The sequence below is a fragment of the Massilia solisilvae genome (genome assembly GCF_024753215.1).
Taxonomy (GTDB): domain Bacteria; phylum Pseudomonadota; class Gammaproteobacteria; order Burkholderiales; family Burkholderiaceae_D; genus Telluria; species Telluria solisilvae.
Genome location: NZ_JANUGV010000004.1, coordinates 231,719 through 252,579, shown reverse-complemented (window position 1 = coordinate 252,579; position 20,861 = coordinate 231,719). Strand labels below are relative to the sequence as shown.

The following is a 20,861-nucleotide window of genomic DNA, read 5'->3' as shown; positions in this document are numbered from 1 at the left end:
TGGGGTATAATCGAAGGTTCGATTCAACCTACGGAAAAGAACGCCAAGATCATGGAAGCTGAACGCATCAACGCCCTCTCCTCCCTGCTTTCCGACCTGACCAGTCGCGAAGCCGAACTTCGGAGGTATCTTTGACTTCGATAAGAAGTCGGATGATCTAGAACAGGTCAACCAGGAGCTGGAAGACCCCACGGTCTGGAACGACCAGAAGCGCGCCCAGGACCTCGGCAAGAAGAAGAAAGAGCTGGAAGGCGTCGTCCTGACCCTGCAAAAAGCGGACGCCGACCTGAAGGACGCGGCCGACCTGTTCGCCATGGCGCGCGAAGAAGGCGACGACGCCACGATCGAAGCGGTCGAGGCGGACGCCGAAGGCATCAAGAAAGTCATCGAGGCGATGGAGTTCCGCCGGATGTTCAGCAATCCGATGGACCACGCCAACTGCTTCATCGACATCCAGGCCGGCGCCGGCGGCACCGAGGCTCAGGATTGGGCGTCCATGCTGCTGCGCCAGTACCTGCGCTACTGCGAACGCAAGGGCTTCAAGGCTGAACTGCTCGAGGTCTCCGAGGGCGAGGTCGCGGGCATCAAGACCGCCACCATCAAGGTCGAGGGCGAGTACGCCTACGGCCACCTGCGCACCGAAACCGGCGTGCACCGCCTGGTGCGCAAGTCGCCGTTCGACTCGGCCAACGGCCGCCACACCTCGTTCTCGTCGCTCTTCGTGTACCCCGAAGTGGACGAGTCGTTCGACATCGAGATCAACCCGGCGGACGTGCGCATCGACACCTACCGCGCATCCGGCGCCGGCGGCCAGCACATCAACAAGACCGACTCCGCGGTGCGCCTGACGCACGCCCCGTCGGGCATTGTGGTGCAGTGCCAGAACGACCGCTCGCAGCACCGCAACAAGGCCGAGGCCTTCGACATGCTGCGCGCGAAGCTGTTCGAACTGGAGCTGCGCAAGCGCATGGCCGAGCAGCAGAAACTGGAAGACTCCAAGACCGACGTCGGCTGGGGCCACCAGATCCGCTCCTACGTGCTGGACCAGTCGCGCATCAAGGACCTGCGTACCAACGTCGAGACCGGCAACACCAAGGCCGTGCTGGACGGCGACCTGGACGAGTTCATCTCGGCCTCGCTCAAGCAGGGCATCTGATGACGCAGGCAAAACGCGCCTTTGTGTTCGACATGGACGGCACGATCGTCGATAACATGGACTTCCACACCCGATCGTGGGTCGAGCTGTTCCGCCGCCTGGACGTGCAGATCGACCCGGACGAGTTCTTCCGCACCACCGCGGGCCGCCAGGGCAAGGAGATCCTGCGCGCCTACCTGGGCGAGCACCTGTCCGACGACAAGGTGGCGGCGATGAACCACGAAAAGGAAGAGATCTACCGCGAGATGTACGAGCCGCACCGCAAGGAGGTCGAGGGCTTTTCCGCCTTCCTGGCCCACGCCAGGGAGCGCGGCGTGATGCTGGCCGTGGCCACCTCCGGGCCGCCGGGGAACATCGCCTTCGTGCTCGACGGCCTTAATCTGCGCCGCCATTTCGACGCGGTGGTCGGCGCGGCCGACGTCAAGCGCGGCAAGCCGCATCCGGACGTGTTTCTGGCCGCCGCGGACAAGGTGGGCGTGCAGCCTGCCGACTGCATCGTGTTCGAAGATGCGCCGCTGGGCGTGGAAGCGGCGAAGAATGCGGGCATGCCGGCGGTGGTGCTGTCAACCACGCTCGACGCCGCCGCGTTTGCCGCATACGACAACGTGATCCGCATCGCATCCGACTTCACCGAGCTGTCGGTCGACGACCTGCTCGCCGCCTGATTGAACAATAAAACCTGAACTCCATCATGACTACGGAAAACCAAGACCAAACGCCGCTGGCGGCGACCGACGAGAACAAGATCATGGCCGAGCGCCGCGCCAAGCTGGCCGCACTGCGCCAGAAGGGCGTCGCCTTCCCCAACGATTTCCGCCCGAGCCACAACGCGGCCGACCTGCAGGGCCAGTACGGCTCGCAGTCGCGCGAAGAGCTCGAAGCCAAGCCGGTGCACGTCAAGCTGGCTGGCCGCATGATGCTCAAGCGCGAAGCCGGCAAGAAGGCCGCATTCGCCACGCTGCAGGACTCGTCGGGCCAGTACGCCAACGGCCGCATCCAGATCTACGTGACGCTGGACGACACTGGTGAAGCGGCGATGGAAGCCTTCCGCCACTACGACCTGGGCGACATCCTGGGCGTGGAAGGTACGCTGTTCAAGACCAAGGTCGGCGAGCTGACCATCAAGGTCACCCAGCTCAAGCTGATCACCAAGTCGCTGCGCCCGCTGCCGGACAAGTTCCACGGCCTGGCCGACCAGGAGACCAAGTACCGCCAGCGCTACGTGGACCTGATCACCAGCGAAGAGACCCGCCGCACGTTCAAGGCGCGTACCGCCGCGATGTCGTCGATCCGCCGCTTCATGGAAGAAAACGGGTTCATGGAAGTGGAAACGCCGATGCTGCACCCGATCCCGGGCGGCGCCGCGGCCAAGCCCTTCATCACCCACCACAATGCGCTGGACATGCAGATGTTCATGCGCATCGCGCCCGAGCTGTACCTCAAGCGCCTGGTGGTGGGTGGTTTCGAACGCGTGTTCGAGATCAACCGCAACTTCCGCAACGAGGGTGTCTCGACCCGCCACAACCCCGAGTTCACCATGATGGAGTTCTACGCCGCCTACGTGGACTACCGCTGGATGATGGACTTCACCGAGGCCGTGATCCGCCAGGCCGCGGTCGACGCGCACGGGACCGCAGTGCTGACCTACGGCGGGCGCGAGCTGGACCTGTCCAAGCCCTTCCACCGCCTGACCATCGTCGAGGCCATCAACAAGTACGCGCCGGGCTACACCGCCGAGCAGCTGAACGACATGGACTTCCTGAAGACCGAGTTGAAGAAGTTCGGCGTGACCCCGTTCTCGACCTCGGGCCTGGGCGCGCTGCAGCTGGCGCTGTTCGAAGAAACCGCGGAGGCGCAGCTGTGGGAGCCGACCTTCATCATCGACTACCCGGTCGAGGTGTCGCCGCTGGCGCGCGCGTCCGATACGCGCGAAGGCATCACCGAGCGCTTCGAGCTGTTCATCGTGGGCCGCGAAATCGCCAACGGCTTCTCAGAGCTGAACGATCCGGAAGACCAGGCAGCGCGCTTCATGGCGCAGGTGGAAGCGAAGAACGCGGGCGACGAGGAGGCGATGTACTTTGACGCCGACTACATCCGCGCGCTGGAATACGGCATGCCGCCGGCCGGCGGCTGCGGTATCGGCATCGACCGCCTGATGATGCTGATCACCGATTCGCCGAACATCCGCGACGTGATCCTGTTCCCGCACCTGCGCCGCGAGGATTGATCGGCGCTTGATCGCAGCTGGATGAACAAGGGGTTCCCGCGCAAGCCGGAACCCTTTTTTTATCCACCAAATCAAGCACGTCGTTCCCGCGCAGGCGGGAACCCACAGGCCGCGTGACGGGAGGCTCAGCATGGGTTCCCGCCTGCGCGGGAACGACGGTGCCTGAGCCAACAGGGCCAGTATTGCCGTCGTCCCGGCGCACGCCGGGACCCATGCTCACTTGGCGTGGCCTGCGGCTTGACGCTACTGGTTCGCAAGCGCAGCATGGGTTCCGGCTTCCGCCGGAACGACGATACAGGCAATCAGCTGACGATCCGGTAGCACGGCACGTACGCCTTGCCCGGCAGCTTCATGCGGCTCTGCTCGACGAAGGACGCCAGCAGCGCATCCATCGGCGCCATGATCTCCGGTTCGCCATCGATCTCGAACTGGCCGTACTTCTCGATCGCGCGGATCCCCTCTTCCTTCACGTTCCCCGCCACCACACCAGAGAATGCGCGGCGCAGGTTTGCGGCCAGCAGGTGCTTTTCCTGGTTCTTGTGCAGCGACAGGTTGCGCATGTTCTCGTGCGTCGGCCGGAACGGGCGCTGGAACTCGTGGTCGATCTTGAGCAGCCAGTTGTAGTAATACGCGTCGCTGCGCGACTTGCGGTACTCGCGCACCTGGCGGATCCCGGCCTGCATCTCGCGCGCCACCTCTTCGGGGTCGTCGATGATGATCTTGTAGCGGCGTTGCGCTTCTTCGCCCAGCGTGGCGCCAATGAAGCCATCGATCTGCTCGAAGTACGCACGCGCCGACGCCGGGCCGGTGAACACGAGCGGGAACGGCATCTCAGCATTCTCCGGATGCAGCAGGATGCCGAGAATGTACAGGATTTCTTCCGCCGTCCCCGCGCCGCCCGGGAACACGACGATGCCGTGCCCCGTGCGCACGAACGCCTCCAGGCGTTTTTCGATGTCCGGCATGATGACCAGGTCGTTGACGATCGGGTTTGGCGACTCGGCCGCGATGATGCCCGGCTCCGAGATGCCCAAATAGCGACCGCCGCCCAGGCGCTGCTTGGCGTGGCCGATGGTGGCGCCTTTCATCGGCCCCTTCATGGCGCCGGGACCGCAGCCGGTGCAGATATCCAGTTCGCGCAGGCCCAGCTGGTAGCCCACTTCCTTGGAGTAGTTGTATTCGCCGCGGCTGATCGAGTGGCCGCCCCAGCACACCACCAGGTTGGGGTTGCGCTGTGGCTGCAGCACGTTGGCGTTGCGCAGGATGTGGAATACCGCGTCGGTGATGCCCTCGGGCCGGGCCAGGTCGAACTTGGGATTATCGACGACCTCGAAATTGACATACACGATGTCGCGCAGGACCGCGAACAGGTGCTCGTGGATCCCCTTGATCATCTTCCCATCGACAAACGCAATCGCCGGCGCACCGCGAATATCGAGCTTGATGCCGCGCTCGCGCTGGATGATCTTGATGTCGAACGAACTATAACGCTCCAATAACTCCTTGCCGTCATCGATCGAGCTACCGCAGTTCAGCACTGCCAGCGCGCAATTGCGGAAGATCTGGTACAGGCCTCCCTGGCTCGTGTCGAGCAGCTTGGCCACTTCGGCCTTCGACAGGATCTCGAGCCGGCCTTCCGGCGAAATCAGGGTGTCGACAACGTCGTGATTCATCTGTTCTTTTTCCTTTGCTGATACCGAAACAATCCGGCCTTCTTGCCAATATACGACAAGTCGCGTCATCTTGCGTCCTCGTTGGCGCAAGGGTCGCGCGCGCCCATTACCACATCTCCAAAAAATTCGCTTGAACTCAACGATTTACACTAAAATGCGACCCTATTGGAAAACGCCTTCCCGGGCTTTCCAAACTAATAAAGCATATTCTTATAAAACTATTTCGGGAGGAACCGCATGAGCGGTGCAGCTACTGCAACTTCATCGGCCAAAGCAGCCATTCCGGAGTTCAAACAGATCATGGGCCACCCAGCACCGCTATGGATGCTGTTCATGACCGAATTCTGGGAACGCTTCGCTTTCTATGGCATCCGTTGGGCCCTGGTGCTCTACATCGTCGCCCAGTTCTTCGGCGGCGACCCGTCCGGCCAGGCGACGGCCAACCTCACCTACGGTTCCTACCTCGCGATCGTGTATGCGGGCGCCGTGTTCGGCGGCTACATCGCCGACCGCGTCATCGGCTACCAACGCTCGATCCTGATCGGCGCGGCCTTCATGGCCACCGGCCTGTTCATGATCACCATCCCGAACCAGGACATCTTCAAGATGGGCCTGGCCACGATCATCGTCGGTAACGGCATGTTCAAGCCGAACATCTCGGCCATGGTAGGCCAGCTGTATGGCGTGACCGACCAGCGCCGCGACTCGGGCTTCACCATCTTCTACATGGGCATCAACACCGGCGCCTTCATCGCGCCGATCCTGACCCAGGTGCTGGCACAGCACGTCTTCAACACCGGCGACACCCCGGCCTACAAGATCGTGTTCTTCGCCTCCGGTATCGGCATGCTGTTCTCGCTGGTCTGGTTCTACTTCGGCCGCCGCCAGCTCAAGGGCATTGGCGCGGCCACCGGCAACCTGGCCAACCCGATGCGCATGGTGTACGTGGTCATCGGCGGCCTGTGCGTCATCCCGGTCATCTACGCCCTGCTCAAGGCTGGCGCCGAGAGCCTGCAGATGGTGCTGTCGGTCCTGTTCATCATCCTGGCGATCATGCTGATCGTGGAGGGCGTCCGCGAGGGCAAGGTGGCGCGCGACAAGACCATTGCGATGATGATCATCTTCTTCTTCAACGTGATGTTCTGGTGCTTCTTCGAACAGGCCGGCAGCTCGTTCACCTTCCTGGCCGATAACATCGTCAACCGCGACTTCAACGGCTGGGTGTTCCCGACCGCGTGGTTCCAGAGCGTGAACTCGATCGCCATCATCACCCTGGCGCCGATCGTGGCCTACGTGTGGGTCATGCTGGGCCGCGCCAACCCGTCGATCCCGCGCAAGTTCGGCCTGGGCCTGGTGTTCAACGGCCTGGCCTTTGGCCTGTTGTGGTACGCGCTGTCGTTCCTGGTTGACCCGGTCGGCAAGATCCCGTTCTGGACCCTGTTCATGGTCTACGTGATCCAGTCCGTGGGCGAGCTGTGCCTGTCGCCGATCGGCCTGTCGATGGTGACCAAGCTGGCACCGACCCGCCTGGTTGGCCTGGGCATGGGCGGCTGGTTCCTGTCCACCGGCATCGGCAACAACCTGTCCGGCATTTTCGCCAGCTTCGTCTCGGGCGAAAAAGGCATGTCGGTACAGTCGGCCCTGGGCGGCTACACCTTCGGTTTCTGGGCGCTGCTCGGCGCCGGCGTGCTGCTGTTCCTGATCGCCCCGCTGATCCAGAAGCTGATGCACGGCGTGAAGTAAGTACAACGCTTCGACATAAAACGGCGGCCCGCGTGGCCGCCGTTTTTCTTATCAAGCCTCCATTGCGCGCCGCATCGCGTCCATCTCCGCCACCACCCAGGCGCGAAAGCGCTGGATCTTGCTCATGCCTTCCTTGTGCGGGTTGACCAGGAAACGATAGCCATGCCCGAACGGGGCGCTGCGGCACACGATCTGGCGCAGCGCCCCGGCCGCCAGGTCGCCGTACGCGATCCCGTACGGCACCAGCGCCACGCCCTGCCCCGCCACTGCCGCCTGCACCAGCACGCCCCAGTGGCTGTACCCGCGCGAGAAGTCGTACCGGCCCTTGAGCGCCTTGTTCTCGTTCAGCAGTTGCAGCCACTTCTCGTTGGATTTCTCGCACAGTAGCGGGTGGCCCTCCAGGTCGGCCAGCGTCAGCGCGCCCTGTCCCGGCGCCAGCAGGTCCGGGCTATAGACGGGCACTAGCCGCTCGCGGAACAGCATGGCCGGGTCGCCATCCAGCACCGGACCGTAGCGGATCGCCACATCGGTGGAGTTGGACTGCAGGTCCACCGGCGCGTCGTTCGAATCGATGCGGATGTCCAGCGACGGATGCAGTTTGGTAAAACGGTGCATGCGTGGCACCAGCCACTTGATCGCGAACGAGTGCGTAGTGGAGATGCGCAGCACCGCCTCCTCGTCGCCCTGCTGCAGCGCGCCGACCTTGTCGCGCAGGTCCTGCAGCATGCGCGCCACCGCCACCGCCAGCTCCTGGCCCTTGTCGGTGAGCGTGATCTGGCGCGGGTGGCGCACGAACAGGGCAAAGCCGACGGTCTCCTCCAGGTGCTTGATCTGCTGGCTTACCGCCGCCGGCGTCTTGTGCAACTCCTGCGCCGCCAGCTTGAAACTGCCCCAGCGCGCCGCGCAGTCGAAATCGATCAGGCCCGACAGGCTGCGCAGCGCCTTCACCGGCGCACCATGATTAAGTTTTTCTTACGCATAGCCCCAACTTTTTCTCGTTTGATCATAGCAACTACTGAGCACAAAATATACCTGATCGGTTGAGGAAGAGACATGAACAAGAATATTTTGGTGATCGGTGGTACGCGATTTTTCGGCAAACTGCTGGTGCAGCGGCTGGTGATGGCCGGCCACCGGGTCACCATCGCCACCCGCGGCTATGCGCCCGACCCGTTTGGCGCGCGCATCGAGCGGATCCGGGTGGACCGGCGCAACGAGCTGGCCATGCGCGCGGCCTTCCGCAACGCGCACTACGACGTGGTGTACGACCAGATGTGCTACAGCCCGCTGGATGCGGCCATTGCGGTCCGTACCTTCGCCGGCAAGGTGGGCCGCTACGTCATGACCTCGACCATCGACGTCTACCGCCCCCTGCTGGGCAAGCTGGACAAGCCGGCCAGGGAAGCGGACCTGAACGTGCTCGCGCAACCGATCGACACCAGCTACCCCTGGCACGACCCGAACCTGGCCACGCAGAGCTACGTGAGCGGCAAGCTGCAGGCCGAGGCCTACCTGTACCGCGACGGCTCGCTGCCGCTGGTGACGGCGCGCCTTGCCCACGTACTGGGTGGCTCGGGCGATTTCACCGGGCGGCTGGCGCATTACGTGGACCTGATCCGCAGCGGCGCGCCGCTGCGCTACACCGACGAACGCGCAACGACTTCCCTTTTGTCGCCGCAGGACGCGGCCGATTTTTTGGTGTGGGCCGGCGCGCAGCGGTTCGAGGGAGCGGTGAACGCGGCCTGCGACGGCGCGCTTTCCGCGCACGACCTGTACCACAAGGTGGCGCAGATGCTGGACGCGGCGCCCCGGGTGGTGAGGGCCGCATCAAGAACTGCGGGCGAACTGTCGCCCTTCGATTACCCTGCCCCGCTGGCGCTCGATACCGCGCGTGCCACGGCGCTGGGATACCGTTTCGGCCACGTGGACGAGTGGCTGGACGACGCGATCCTGCAGCACGACCTGTCGTACGTGTGACGGCGTGAAGCGGGCCGCTGTCGCCTGAACGCGCGCGCGGGAAAATCGCCCACGCGTTCGCGTTACGACTGCGCTTTCTCGCGCCCGACCCAATACAGCAGCACGCAAATCACCGCGTACGGAATGATCGACAACGCGTCCGCGCTGGCCCCGGCGAAGAACGGGTTGGCCGCCTCCGCCCACTTGTTCATGTTGTTGTCGAAGTCAGTCATCAACCCTGCCGTGATCGCGATGACGATGCCCGCCAGCGCGCCGCCGGCGATGTAGCCCGATGCAAGCAGCGTGCCCGGGCTGCGATCGCCCGCGGCCTGGCATTCGTGGTCGGAGAGCTTCTCGTACTGCGGCAGCTTGTTGTTGCGGCGGTCCACCGCCCAGCGGATCAGGCCACCGATGGCGATCGGCAGCGTCGACACGAGCGGCAGGTACACGCCCACCGTGAACGCCAGCGACGATACGCCCGCCATCTCGAGCACGATCGAAATCATCACGCCAAACAGCACCAGCGTCCACGGCAGCTGCTGGTCGAGGATGCCCTTGATGATGTAGGACATGAGCACCGCCTTGGGCGCGTCGAACTTCTTCACTTCCGATCCGTCCGGGCGCTGGTGATACTGGCCATTGATGCCCGGGTCCACAAGGTACGCCAGCTTGCCGTCGTCCGTGACCAGGTACTTGCCGGCCGGGCCGCCGTTGGCGTCAGTCTTTTGCCAGACCTTGTAAGTATTGTGGTCGGTCGCGGCCTGCGGCCCCTGCAACTGCGCGGTGGCGGTCAGTTTCGCTGCGTCCACCGTGATGCCCGGCGCGACCTTTGCAGCCGGTACGTAGACGGTGCCGGCATCGTTCAGCTTGAGCAGGATCGGCCCCAGGATCAGCGCCGACGCAAGTGCGCCGGCCAGGATCGCGTACTGCTGCAGGCGCGGCGTGGCGCCCACCAAAAAGCCGGTCTTCAGGTCCTGCGAGGTGGTGCCGGCATTGCTGGCGGCGATGCAGACGATGGCACCGACCGACAGCGCGGTCACGTAATACTGGCCGCCGGTCCAGCCCATGACCAGGAAGATCAGGCAGGTGAACAGCAGCGTGGCCACCGCCATGCCCGAGATCGGATTCGACGACGAGCCCACCTCGCCCGTCAGTCGCGACGAGACGGTCGAGAACAGAAAGCCGAACATCAGGATCAGGAGCGCGCCCAGCACGTTCATGTGCAGCGGCGTTGCAAAGGTGATCACGGCGATGATTGCCAGGCAGCCGATGACGACCGACTTGAACGACATGTCCTGCTCGGTGCGCAGCGACTTGTCGGCGCTGCTGGCCTTGCCCAAGCCCGACAGACCGGCCTTGAGCCCGTGCCAGATGGTCGGCAGCGAGCGCACCAGGCTGATCAGGCCGCCGGTAGCCACCGCGCCCGCGCCGATGTACAGCACGTATGCACTGCGGATGTCGTCCGGCGTCATGTCCTTGATGAGCATGGTGCCCGGTGCCACCGGCACGGCAAGCTGGTCGCCGAAGAATTTGATCATCGGGATCAGGAGCAGGTAGGACAGCACACCGCCGCCGGCCATGATCATGGCAATGCGCGGGCCGATGATATAGCCCACGCCCAAGAGCTCAGGCGAGATCTCGGCGCCGATCGAGCCGGCCTTGAGCGGCGCGCCGAAGATGAAATTGACGGTATCCTTCCAGCCCTTGAGCGAGATGCTCACCACCTTGTACAGCAGGCCAAGGCCAAAGCCGCCGAAGATGATGAAGGCGCGGCGGCGCGCGTCCTTCGCTTCGTTCGAATTCTCGTCCAGCGCCTCGCCCGCGGCGGCGCGCGAACCCGGCGTGGCGCCGGCCTTGAGCACCTCGGCGCAGGCGGTGCCTTCCGGGTACTTGAGCTCGAAATGCTGGTCCACGATCATGGTGCGGCGCATCGGGATCATCATCAGGATGCCCAGCAGGCCGCCCAGCACCGCCACCAGCATCACACGCGTGATCTCGAGGTCGAAGCCGAGGATCATAATGGCCGGCATGGTGGCGCCCAGGCCGAATGCCAGTGATTCGCCAGCCGAACCGGCGGTTTGGGTAATACTGTTTTCAAGGATCGACAGCTCGCGCGCCCCGAACTTCTTCGCCAGGCCAAACAGCGTAATCGCGATCACCGCCACGGGAATCGACGCGCTCACCGTCAGGCCCACCTTGAGCACCAGGTACAGCGACGAGGCGCCAAACACCATCCCCAGGATCACGCCCACGATGAGTGCGCGGAAGGTCATTTCGGGGAGCTGGGCGGAGGCGGGTATGTATGGCTTGACGGAGGCTGGGCTGGGATCGTAAGGCATGCGCTATCCTCGAAAAGTATTGACTGGCGGGCCCGAAAGTGCCGCGCCATGATCCTGCAAAGGCGTGACTATGGCACATGCCGTAGAGGAATGAAAGCGGATTATAATTTGGCGCCAATGGCCTGAATACCGAGCAGGCCAAACCTTGAGAGTTCAGTTTTGACAAAATCCTCCAAGCTGCTTCAGCCTCCCCGCCGCGTGCGCGGCTTCCTCCTGCTGGCACTGGCCGCGCTGCTGCTGTTCGTCGGCGGCGCCGTCGGCTACATCATGTTCGCGATAGCGCCAAACGTTCCCGACATTGACGCCGTCACCGATTACAAACCCAAGATCCCGCTGCGCATCTATACGGCCGACCACGTGCTGATCGGCGAATTCGGCGAGGAGCACCGCGATTTCGTCCCGATCGAAAAGATCCCGGACATGATGAAGCAGGCAGTGCTGGCGATCGAGGACTCGCGCTTCTACGAACACAGCGGCATCGACTGGTTCCGCGCGTTCGGGGTGCTGCGCTCGAACGTGGTGCACGGATTTGGCGCAAGCGGCGGCTCGACCATCACCATGCAGGTGGCCCGCAACTTCTTCCTGTCGCGCGAAAAGGTCGCATCGCGCAAGCTCACCGAAGTGCTGCTCGCCTACAAAATCGAGAAAGCGCTCACCAAGGATCAGATCCTCGAGCTCTACATGAACCAGATCTACCTTGGACAGCGCTCGTTCGGCTTCTCCAGCGCGGCGCGTACCTACTTTGGCAAGACGCTGGACCAGCTGTCGGTGGCCGAAATGGCGATGCTGGCCGGCCTGCCGCAGAACCCGGCCCGCCACAACCCGGCGGTGAACCCCAAACGGGCGCGCGAACGCCAGCACGCCGTGCTGGGCCGCATGCATGACCTGAAATTCATCACCGACGAACAATACGAGAAGGCGCTGCACGAGACGCTGCGCGTGAACACCCGCGGCCAGGAATACGACGTGCATGCCGAGTACGTGGCCGAGCTGGCGCGCCAGCAGGTGTATGCCCAGTTCAAGGATGAGGCCTACACCCGCGGCATCTCCGTTACCACCACCATCGTCAAGGCGGACCAGCAGGCCGCCTACGAATCGCTGCGCCGCAACGTGCTCGCCTATGACCTGCGCCACGGCTACCGCGGGCCGGAAGCACGCATCGAGCTGCCGGCCGACCGCGAGGAGCGCGAGGATGCGATCGTCGAGGCGATCCAGAAGCGAGCGCAGAGCGACGGGCTGATCCCGGTGGTGGTGCTGTCGGCCTCGCCGTCGAAGGTGCAGGTGGAGAACGTGGACGGCGACGTCATCGACATCACCGGCGCCGGCCTGAAACTGGCCACCAACGCGCTGTCGGACAAGGCCAAGGACGCGGTCAGGCTGACGCCGGGCGCGGTGATCCGCATCTACCGCGAGAACGCCAAGGCCCCGTGGGCGATCAGCCAGGTGCCGCAGGTGGCGGCCGCATTCGTGGCGATGGACGCCGATACCGGCGCCTACCGCGCGATGGTCGGCGGTTTCGACTTCGGCCTGCAGAAGTTCAACCACGTCACCCAGGCGTGGCGCCAGCCGGGTTCTGGCATGAAGCCGTTCATCTATTCCGCCTCGCTCGACAAGGGCTATTCGCCCGGCACCATGATCCTGGATGAGCCGCTCGAGATGCCGGGCGAGGACGCCGGGAAGAACTGGACGCCGCAGAACGACGACGGCAAGTGGGATGGCCCGATCACCATGCGCAACGCGCTGGCCCACTCGAAGAACGTGGCCTCGGTGCGGCTGCTGCGCGCGATTTCGGTACCGTATGCGCACGAATACCTGGGCAAGTTCGGCTTTGACGAGGCACGCCAGCCGAAGAACTACACGCTGGCGCTTGGCACCGGCGCGGTCACGCCGCAGCAGATGGTGGGCGCGTATGCGATCTTCGCCAACGGCGGCTACAAGGTGCAGCCCTACCTGATCTCGAAGATCCAGGACGGCGACGGCAAAGTGCTGGCGGAGGTCAAGACGCCGGAAGCGCGCGTCGAAGACAACCGCGTGCTCGACCCGCGCAACGTGTTCGTCATGGACAGCATGCTGCACGACGTGGCCAAGTACGGCACCGGCGCCGAGGCGACCAAGCGCCTGGGCCGCAACGACATCGCCGGCAAGACCGGCACCACCAGCGACGCGATGGACGGCTGGTTCTCGGGCTACGGCGGCGGCGTGGTGGCGGTGGCGTGGATGGGTTACGACGAGCCGCGCTCGCTGGGCGGCAAGGAGTTTGGCGCCACGGTGGCGCTGCCGATCTGGATCGACTACATGCATGTGGCCCTGAACAAGCGTCCGGAGGAACAGCGCGCGGTGCCGGACGGCGTGGTCCGCGAGAACGACGACTGGGTGTACAGCGAGTTTGCAGAGACGCCGGAACTGAAGGGCATCGACATCGAGCAAGGCACCTTGCCGCAACCGGGCGACGCCGCCGCGCCTGCAGCGCCGCAGGCTGGCGCCGCGCCGGTCGCAACCTTGCCCGCGCCGGGGGGCCCTTCGCACCCGCTGGCGGTACCGCCCGCGCCGGCTGCGCCGGTACGGCCTCTGCCTCCCCCATCCGGCACACCCTGAAACAGAGGACCTCGAATGGCGTTCCAGATTGAGCACAAGCTGGTCATCGGCGTGGCGTCGAGCGCGCTGTTCGATCTCTCCGCCTCGCACCAGGTGTATCTGGACAGCGGCCCCGAGGAGTACCGCAAGTACCAGGAAGCGCACATCGACGAGATCCTGCCGCGCGGCGTGGCCTTCCCGTTCATCCGGCGCTTCCTGAACATCAACCGCCACTTCCCGCGCCAGGCGCCGGTGGAAGTGGTGCTCTTTTCGCGCAATTCGCCAGAGACCGGGCTGCGCGTGATGCGCTCGATCGCGCACTACGGCCTGGACATCACGCGCGCCAGCTTCATGAGCGGGAAGTCGCCCTACGCCTACCTGCCTGCGTTTAACGTGTCGCTGTTCCTGTCGGCGAACGAGGAAGACGTCAAGAACGCCATCGCCGCCGACTACCCGGCCGGGCTGGTGCTGCCCTCGCAGATCGTCGATGACGAGGCGGACGAGGAACTGCGCGTGGCGTTCGACTTTGACGGCGTGATCGCGGACGACGAGTCCGAGCTGGTGTTCAAGCGCGACGGCATCGACGAATTCCACGCGCACGAAACCCTGCACATGGCGCGCCCGCACCAACCGGGTCCGCTGGCCGACATGTTCCAGAAGCTGGCGCTGATGCAGCGTATGCAGGAACGCGAACAGCGGCGCGACCCGGCGTACAAGAAGATCGTGCGCATCGCGATCATCACCGCCCGCAGCGCGCCCGCGCACGAGCGCGTGGTCACCACGCTCAAGAGCTGGGGCGTGTCCGCCGACGAGACCTTCTTCCTGGGCGGGATGGACAAGGCGCGCGTGCTGTCGGTATTCAGGCCGCATATCTTCTTCGACGACCAGCTCACCCACCTGAAGTCCGCACCCGGCGGCACCATCCCGATGGTGCACGTGCCGTTCGGGATCGCCAACCGCCGTCCCGCGGCCTGACCCATGAGCCGCACCGGCCGCCTGTTCCAGCTGATGGACGCCCTGCGCGGCAATCGCCGCCCGGTGACGGCGGCGGCGCTGGCCGCGCAACTCGGCGTGTCCGAGCGCACGATCTACCGCGACATCCAGACCCTGGCGCAGCTCGGCGCCCCGGTGGACGGCTCGGCAGGCGTCGGCTACCTGCTGCGCAGCGGCTTCTTCCTGCCGCCCCTGATGTTCGACGCCGACGAACTCGAGGCGCTGGTGCTGGGCGCGCGCTGGGTCAAGCGCCAGGGCGACGAGGCGCTCGCGGCGGCGGCCAAGCGCGCGCTCGCCAAGATCGCCACTGCCACGCCAAGCGACCTGCGCGACCACATGGCCGAAATGAGCCTGTGGGTGCCGGTGCGCCAGCAGGCCGCGCCTTCCGATCGCTTCGTCGGCCCGGCGCGCGAAGCGATTCGGCGGCAGTTCAAACTACGCATCGACTACAGCGACGTGAACGGAACAACGTCGCAGCGCACGGTGTGGCCGTTCGCCCTGGCGTACTTCGAGGAGAGCCGTATTCTTGCTGCATGGTGCGAGTTGCGCGAAGCACTGCGCCACTTCCGCGTCGACCGGATCGGGCACGCGCAGCTGACTTCGGAACGCTATCCGCGCCCTCGCCACGAATTGTTGCGCCAGTGGCGAGCCGAGCTCGGAATCGAACAAGACTACTGACAAAAACTGTCACACCCTGCGCGTAGCATTGCTGCATCAACAACCCAGCAAGGAGACTGCGATGCACCTGTACTACCACCCCGTGTCGTCGAATGCCCGCCGCGTGACCATGGCTGCCCATCACCTGGGCATCAAGCTCGACCTGGTCGAGATCAACCTGGCCAGCGCGGCCGACCGGCGCCGGCTGGAAGAGGTCAACCCGAACAGCAAAATCCCGGTGCTGCTGGACGAGGACTTCGTGCTCACGGAGTCGTGCGCGATCATGCAATACCTGGCCGACTGCACGCCTGGCCAGACCGTCTACCCCGACGACCCGATTGCACGGGCCGACGTGAACCGCTGGATGTTCTGGGCCACCCAGCACTTCGCCCCGGCGATCGGCGTCATCGTGTGGGAAAACGTGTGGAAGAAGGTTGTGCACGGCATCGACACCGACCCGGTGGAGCTGGCGCGTGGCCAGCGCGACCTGGCCCGGTTCGCCACCGTGCTCGACGCCCACCTCGCGGACCGTCAGTGGCTGTGCGGCGATGCGGTCACGCTGGCCGACTACGCAATGGCCGCGCCCATGATGTACCTGGAGCGCGCCAACGTGCCGCTCACCCAGTACCAGCACATCATGGCCTGGTTCGGCCGCGTGCAGGACCTGCCGGCATGGCGGCACACCACCGCCGTGTTCTAGTGCGTGCCCGGGGCGCTCTTGTGCAGCTGCGCAAAGCGCGTCCCGAAATACAGGATGAACAGGTAGCAGGCCGCCGGCACAATGAACGACGGCTGCAGGCCCACATGGTCGGCCAGCGCGCCCTGCGCAAACGGCACCAGCGCGCCACCCACGATGGCCATGCACAGCACGCCCGAGCCCTGGCCGGTCAGTCGGCCAAGGCCGTGCAGCCCCATGCTGAAGATGGTCGGGAACATGATCGAGTTGCACAGCCCGACAGCGACGATCGCGGCCATCGCCAGCGGCCCATGCCCGAACACCGCCACCAGCACCAGCACGATGGCGCCGGCCGCGTTGACCGCCAGCGCCTTGCCCGGGCTGACCGAGCGCATGACGGCAAAGCCAATGAATCGCCCCAGCAGCGCGCCGCCCCAGTAAAAGCTGACGTAATGCGCGGCCTGTGCGTGCGACAGCCCGGCGATATCCGGCTCGCCCAAAAAGCTGACCAGGAAGCTGCCGATGCTCACCTCGCCGCCCACGTACAGGAAGATCGCGACCGCGCCCAGCACCAGGTGGGGATGCGCCCACAGCGAGCCGCCGCCCGAAACCGCGGCGTCATGCTCGTGCCTGATCTTCGGCAGCCGCGCCAGGCCAAACAGCACCGCAAGCAGCGCAAGTGCCGCGGCCAGGCTCAGATACGGTCCCTGCACGCTGGCAGCGCCACCGGCAGCGGCGCCCGCCGCCGACAGGATCAGGAGCCCGCCCACCTGCGGTCCGACCGTGGTGCCGAGCGAATTGAAGGCCTGGGTGAGCGTCAGGCGGCTGGACGCCGAACGCGCCGGCCCGAGCACCGTGACGTAGGGATTGGCCGCCACCTGCAGGATGGTGATGCCGCTTGCCAGCACGAAGAACGCGAACAGGAACAGCGCATACCCGCTTTGCGCCGCCGGGTAGAACAGCGCGCAGCCGCAGGCGGCGATCAACAGGCCGGTAACGGCGCCGCGCTGGTAGCCGATGCGCCGGATCAGCATCCCGGCCGGCAGCGACACGATGAAGTAGGCGCCGAAGAAGCAGAACTGCACCAGCATCGCCTGCATGTAGCTCAGCGTGTAGATGCCCTTCAGGTGCGGGATCAGGATGTCGTTCAGCGAAGTCAGGAGACCCCACATGAAAAACAGGATGGTGACGATGACCAGCGGTCCCGTATTCGTGGCCGATGCCTCGCCAGGCTGGGCCAGCGGCGGCGTGTGAGCCGTCTGCTCCATGGTGTCTCCGGTGATATGTAGTTTTAATACAAGGTGCTCGACAGTATAGCCATAATCCGCTTGCCGGGAATAGCAGCACGGCGGCGGGCGCCATCCCCTTCGTCTATAATTGACAACCGATCCGCTGATAGTTTTCACCTGCTGCATGCCGTTCGATCTCAAAAAACATCTCCCCAAATCCGGACAACGCTTCGCCCTGCCCACCCTGTACGGCTCATCGGACGCCTACGCGCTCGCGGTCGCGGGCCAGGAACTCAAGGCGAAAAAGGAGATGCTGACCGTGGTCGTGGCCAATGCCAGCGATGGCCAGCGCCTGCTCGACGAGATCGCGTGGTTCGCAGAGAACAAGCTGTCGTGCCACCTGCTGCCCGACTGGGAGACGCTGCCCTACGACGCTTTCTCGCCGCACCAGGACCTGGTGTCCGAACGCCTGGCGACGCTGCACGAGATCCGCAACGGCCAGTGCGACGTGCTCGTGGTGCCGGCATCCACCGCGCTGGTGCGGCTTGCGCCGCCGTCGTTCCTGGCCGCGTACACGTTCTTCTTCCGGCAGGGCGAGCGGCTCGACGAAGCGAAACTGAAGGCGCAGCTCACGCTGGCCGGTTACACCCACGTCTCGCAGGTGATGTCGCCGGGCGAATACTCGGTGCGCGGCGGCCTGATCGACCTGTTCCCGATGGGCTCGCCCCTGCCCTACCGCATCGACCTGTTCGGCGACGAGATCGAGACCATCCGCACCTTCGACGCCGACACGCAGCGTTCGCTGTACCCGGTGAAGGAAGTGCGGCTGCTGCCCGGCCGCGAGTTCCCGATGGACGAGCAGTCGCGCACGGCGTTTCGCGGCCGCTGGCGCGAGCGCTTCGAGGGCGACCCGACCCGCTCACCGATCTACCGCGACATCGGCAACGGCATCGCTCCCGCCGGCATCGAGTACTACCTGCCGCTGTTCTTCGACGAGACCGCGACCTTGTTCGACTACCTGCCGCAGGAGGCGCCACTGGCGTTCGTGGGCGACATCGATGCCGCCATCCAGCGCTTCTGGCTCGACACCGAATCGCGCTACCGCTTCCTGAAGGCCGACCGCGAACGCCCGATCCTGCCGCCGGAAGAGATCTTCCTCTCGGCCGAGCAGTTCTTCACCCGCGCCAAGCCGCACGGCCGCTGGGCCATCACGCGCGACGCGGGTGGCCAGGCATCCGAGCTGTCCGCGCCGATCCCCGACATCGCCGTCAACCGCCGACTGGAAGATCCGCTCGCGAACCTGCGCTCGTACCTGATGCGCACCCAGACGCGGGTGATGATCTGCGCCGAATCGAACGGCCGGCGCGAAACGCTGCAGCAGTACTTCAACGAATACAAGCTCGACCTCGGCTCGGTCGAGAACTACGAGGACTTCCGCACTTCAAGCGCCAAGGTGGCGCTGGGCGTGGCGCCCCTGCAGGCCGGCTTCGAGCTGTCCGAGGCGTCGAGCGGGGAGCTCGTCTTCATCACCGAGACCGAGCTGTACGCCGGCGCCGGCCGCCGCGCCGGCCGCAAGAAGCAGGAGGCCGCCAGCCAGGTCGAGTCGATGGTGCGCGACCTGTCGGAGCTCAAGATCGGCGACCCGGTGGTGCATATCAACCACGGCATCGGCCGCTACCTGGGCCTGGTCAGCATGGACCTGGGCGAAGGCGAGACCGAGTTCCTGCACCTGGAGTACGCCAAGGACGCCAAGCTCTACGTGCCGGTCTCGCAGCTGCACGTGATCTCGCGCTATTCCGGCGCCTCGCCAGAAGACGCGCCTTTGCATGCGCTGGGCTCCGGCCAGTGGGACAAGGCCAAGCGCAAGGCCGCCGAACAGGTGCGCGACACCGCGGCCGAGCTGCTCAACCTGTACGCGCGCCGCGCCGCGCGCCAGGGCCACGCCTTCCAGTACTCGTCCGTGGACTATGAAAACTTCGCGCAGAGTTTCGGCTTTGACGAGACGCCCGACCAGGCGGAAGCGATCAACAACGTCATCAAGGACATGACCTCGGGGCACCCGATGGACCGGCTGGTGTGCGGCGACGTTGGCTTCGGCAAGACCGAGGTGGCGCTGCGCGCGGCGTTCATTGCGGTCATGGGCGGCAAGCAGGTCGCCATCCTGGCGCCGACCACGCTGCTGGCCGAGCAGCACGCGCAGACCTTTGCCGACCGCTTTGCCGACTGGCCGGTACGCATCGCCGAGCTGTCGCGCTTCAGGACCGGCAAGGAAGTGAACAACGCGATCAAGGGCATGGCCGACGGCACGCTCGACATCGTGATCGGCACCCACAAGCTGCTCTCGCCGGACGTGAAGTTCGACCGCCTGGGCCTGGTCATCATCGACGAGGAGCACCGCTTCGGCGTACGCCAGAAAGAGGCGCTCAAGGCCCTGCGCGCCGAGGTGGACGTGCTCACGCTCACCGCAACCCCGATCCCGCGCACGCTGGGCATGGCCCTGGAAGGCCTGCGCGACTTTTCGATTATCGCCACCGCGCCGCAAAAGCGCCTGGCGATCAAGACGTTTGTGCGCACCGAGGACGGCTCCGTCATCCGCGAGGCCTGCCTGCGTGAACTCAAGCGTGGCGGCCAGATCTACTTCCTGCACAACGAGGTGGAAACCATCGAGAACCGCCGCGCCATGCTGCAGGAGCTGCTGCCCGAGGCGCGCATCGGCGTGGCCCACGGCCAGATGCACGAGCGCGACCTGGAAAAGGTGATGCGCGACTTCGTGGCGCAGCGCTTCAACATTTTGCTGTGCACGACCATCATCGAGACCGGCATCGACGTGCCGACCGCGAACACCATCATCATGCACCGCGCCGACAAGTTCGGCCTGGCCCAGCTGCACCAGCTGCGCGGGCGCGTGGGCCGCTCGCACCACCAGGCGTATGCCTACCTGCTCGTGAACGACGTCAACGGCCTGACCAAGCAGGCGCAGCGCCGGCTGGACGCGATCCAGCAGATGGAAGAACTGGGCAGCGGCTTCTACCTGGCCATGCACGACCTGGAGATTCGCGGCGCCGGCGAAGTGCTGGGCGAGAACCAGTCGGGCGAGATGCTGGAAGTGGGCTTCCAGCTGTATTCGGACATGCTCAACGAGGCCGTGCGCGCGCTCAAGGCGGGCCGCGAGCCGGACATGAGCGCCCCGCTGTCGTCCACCACCGAGATCAACCTGCACGTGCCGGCCCTGCTGCCGTCGGATTTCTGCGGCGACGTGCACGAGCGGCTGTCGATCTACAAGCGGCTGGCCAACTGCGAAAGCCAGGACAAGATCGACGACATGCAGGAAGAGCTCATCGACCGCTTCGGCAAGCTGCCGGACGCGGTGAAAGCATTGATCGAAACGCACCGGCTGCGCATTCTCGCCAAATCCGTCGGCATCAACAAGATCGACGCGCACGGCGAGGCAGCGAGCCTGCACTTCATCGAAAAGCCGCCGGTCGACCCGATCAAGATCATCACGCTGGTCCAGAAGAACCGCCACATCAAGCTGGCGGGCCAGGACAAGCTGCGCATCACGGCCAACATGCCGGACCTGGGCGCGCGCGTGAACCAGGTCAAGCAAACCATCAAACAACTACTGACGTAAACACATG

The 20,861-nt window shown here is 64.9% G+C and carries 14 protein-coding genes; 10 read left to right on the top strand and 4 right to left on the bottom strand.

The window, feature by feature from the left end; all coding sequences use genetic code 11:
• The first annotated feature begins 51 nt into the window (after window positions 1-51).
• From prfB to lysS, 3 genes are all read left to right on the top strand, one after another.
• Window positions 52-1,156 (top strand): peptide chain release factor 2 gene (gene prfB, locus NX773_RS16130; protein WP_258821612.1). Its coding sequence is split into 2 segments (ribosomal slippage): window positions 52-132 and window positions 134-1,156, totalling 1,104 coding nucleotides; the frame shifts between segments, so codons are not numbered across the junction.
• Window positions 1,156-1,821, top strand: a complete 666-nt coding sequence (locus tag NX773_RS16125; RefSeq protein WP_258857339.1) for an HAD family hydrolase — start codon at window positions 1,156-1,158, stop codon at window positions 1,819-1,821. Before prfB ends, NX773_RS16125 begins: the two co-directional genes overlap by 1 nt.
• Before the next feature lie 26 nt (window positions 1,822-1,847).
• Window positions 1,848-3,383 (top strand): lysine--tRNA ligase, encoded by a 1,536-nt coding sequence (gene lysS / locus NX773_RS16120; protein WP_258857338.1) that lies wholly within the window; start codon window positions 1,848-1,850, stop codon window positions 3,381-3,383.
• Window positions 3,384-3,685: 302 nt separating this feature from the next.
• On the opposite strand, the gene ppnN is transcribed toward lysS, so the two are convergent.
• Window positions 3,686-5,056 carry a nucleotide 5'-monophosphate nucleosidase PpnN gene (gene ppnN, locus NX773_RS16115; protein ID WP_258857337.1) on the bottom strand — a complete coding sequence of 457 codons (1,371 nt, stop codon included), beginning with the start codon at window positions 5,054-5,056 and terminating at the stop codon, window positions 3,686-3,688.
• A 237-nt stretch (window positions 5,057-5,293) separates the two neighbouring features.
• Here ppnN and NX773_RS16110 point away from each other — a divergent pair, with 237 nt between their 5' ends.
• A complete protein-coding gene (locus NX773_RS16110) occupies window positions 5,294-6,799 on the top strand; it encodes a peptide MFS transporter (protein ID WP_258857336.1) in 1,506 nt (501 codons plus the stop codon).
• A 51-nt stretch (window positions 6,800-6,850) separates the two neighbouring features.
• On the opposite strand, the gene NX773_RS16105 is transcribed toward NX773_RS16110, so the two are convergent.
• The gene (locus NX773_RS16105; protein ID WP_258857335.1) at window positions 6,851-7,747 is read right to left on the bottom strand and encodes a LysR substrate-binding domain-containing protein; all 897 of its coding nucleotides are present in this window, start codon (window positions 7,745-7,747) and stop codon (window positions 6,851-6,853) included.
• A gap of 105 nt (window positions 7,748-7,852) precedes the next feature.
• On the opposite strand from NX773_RS16105, the gene NX773_RS16100 reads away from it, so the two are divergent.
• The gene (locus NX773_RS16100; RefSeq protein WP_258857334.1) at window positions 7,853-8,776 is read left to right on the top strand and encodes an NAD-dependent epimerase/dehydratase family protein; all 924 of its coding nucleotides are present in this window, start codon (window positions 7,853-7,855) and stop codon (window positions 8,774-8,776) included.
• A 62-nt stretch (window positions 8,777-8,838) separates the two neighbouring features.
• Here NX773_RS16100 and NX773_RS16095 read toward each other — a convergent pair whose 3' ends face one another.
• Window positions 8,839-11,094 carry an OPT family oligopeptide transporter gene (locus tag NX773_RS16095; protein WP_258857333.1) on the bottom strand — a complete coding sequence of 752 codons (2,256 nt, stop codon included), beginning with the start codon at window positions 11,092-11,094 and terminating at the stop codon, window positions 8,839-8,841.
• Between the two features lie 198 nt (window positions 11,095-11,292).
• Between NX773_RS16095 and NX773_RS16090 the strand changes: the two genes are divergently transcribed.
• The 4 genes from NX773_RS16090 (at window position 11,293) to NX773_RS16075 (ending at window position 16,018) form a co-directional block, all read left to right on the top strand.
• The gene (locus tag NX773_RS16090; protein ID WP_258857332.1) at window positions 11,293-13,689 is read left to right on the top strand and encodes a penicillin-binding protein 1A; all 2,397 of its coding nucleotides are present in this window, start codon (window positions 11,293-11,295) and stop codon (window positions 13,687-13,689) included.
• Between the two features lie 15 nt (window positions 13,690-13,704).
• Window positions 13,705-14,643: a 5'-nucleotidase gene (locus NX773_RS16085; protein WP_258857331.1), complete on the top strand. Its 939-nt coding sequence runs from the start codon at window positions 13,705-13,707 to the stop codon at window positions 14,641-14,643.
• 3 nt (window positions 14,644-14,646) lie between these two features.
• Entirely contained in the window at window positions 14,647-15,339 is a 693-nt protein-coding gene (locus NX773_RS16080; protein ID WP_258857330.1) for a helix-turn-helix transcriptional regulator, read from the top strand.
• 61 nt (window positions 15,340-15,400) lie between these two features.
• The gene (locus NX773_RS16075) at window positions 15,401-16,018 is read left to right on the top strand and encodes a glutathione S-transferase family protein (protein ID WP_258857329.1); all 618 of its coding nucleotides are present in this window, start codon (window positions 15,401-15,403) and stop codon (window positions 16,016-16,018) included.
• On the opposite strand, the gene NX773_RS16070 is transcribed toward NX773_RS16075, so the two are convergent.
• Window positions 16,015-17,262, bottom strand: a complete 1,248-nt coding sequence (locus tag NX773_RS16070) for a sugar MFS transporter (RefSeq protein ID WP_258857328.1) — start codon at window positions 17,260-17,262, stop codon at window positions 16,015-16,017. The two genes, NX773_RS16075 and NX773_RS16070, sit on opposite strands and share 4 nt — an antisense overlap.
• Before the next feature lie 145 nt (window positions 17,263-17,407).
• Between NX773_RS16070 and mfd the strand changes: the two genes are divergently transcribed.
• On the top strand, window positions 17,408-20,854 hold the full coding sequence (gene mfd, locus NX773_RS16065) for a transcription-repair coupling factor (RefSeq protein WP_258857327.1): 3,447 nt from the start codon (window positions 17,408-17,410) through the stop codon (window positions 20,852-20,854).
• The last annotated feature ends 7 nt before the right edge of the window (window positions 20,855-20,861 follow it).

Coding starts and splice junctions, on each gene's coding strand:
- NX773_RS16125 (WP_258857339.1), top strand. CDS start 1,156: ATGACGCAGGCAAAACGCGCCTTTGTGTTCGACATGGACGGCACGATC.
- lysS (WP_258857338.1), top strand. CDS start 1,848: ATGACTACGGAAAACCAAGACCAAACGCCGCTGGCGGCGACCGACGAG.
- ppnN (WP_258857337.1), bottom strand. CDS start 5,056: ATGAATCACGACGTTGTCGACACCCTGATTTCGCCGGAAGGCCGGCTC.
- NX773_RS16110 (WP_258857336.1), top strand. CDS start 5,294: ATGAGCGGTGCAGCTACTGCAACTTCATCGGCCAAAGCAGCCATTCCG.
- NX773_RS16100 (WP_258857334.1), top strand. CDS start 7,853: ATGAACAAGAATATTTTGGTGATCGGTGGTACGCGATTTTTCGGCAAA.
- NX773_RS16095 (WP_258857333.1), bottom strand. CDS start 11,094: ATGCCTTACGATCCCAGCCCAGCCTCCGTCAAGCCATACATACCCGCC.
- NX773_RS16085 (WP_258857331.1), top strand. CDS start 13,705: ATGGCGTTCCAGATTGAGCACAAGCTGGTCATCGGCGTGGCGTCGAGC.
- NX773_RS16080 (WP_258857330.1), top strand. CDS start 14,647: ATGAGCCGCACCGGCCGCCTGTTCCAGCTGATGGACGCCCTGCGCGGC.
- NX773_RS16075 (WP_258857329.1), top strand. CDS start 15,401: ATGCACCTGTACTACCACCCCGTGTCGTCGAATGCCCGCCGCGTGACC.
- NX773_RS16070 (WP_258857328.1), bottom strand. CDS start 17,262: ATGGAGCAGACGGCTCACACGCCGCCGCTGGCCCAGCCTGGCGAGGCA.
- mfd (WP_258857327.1), top strand. CDS start 17,408: ATGCCGTTCGATCTCAAAAAACATCTCCCCAAATCCGGACAACGCTTC.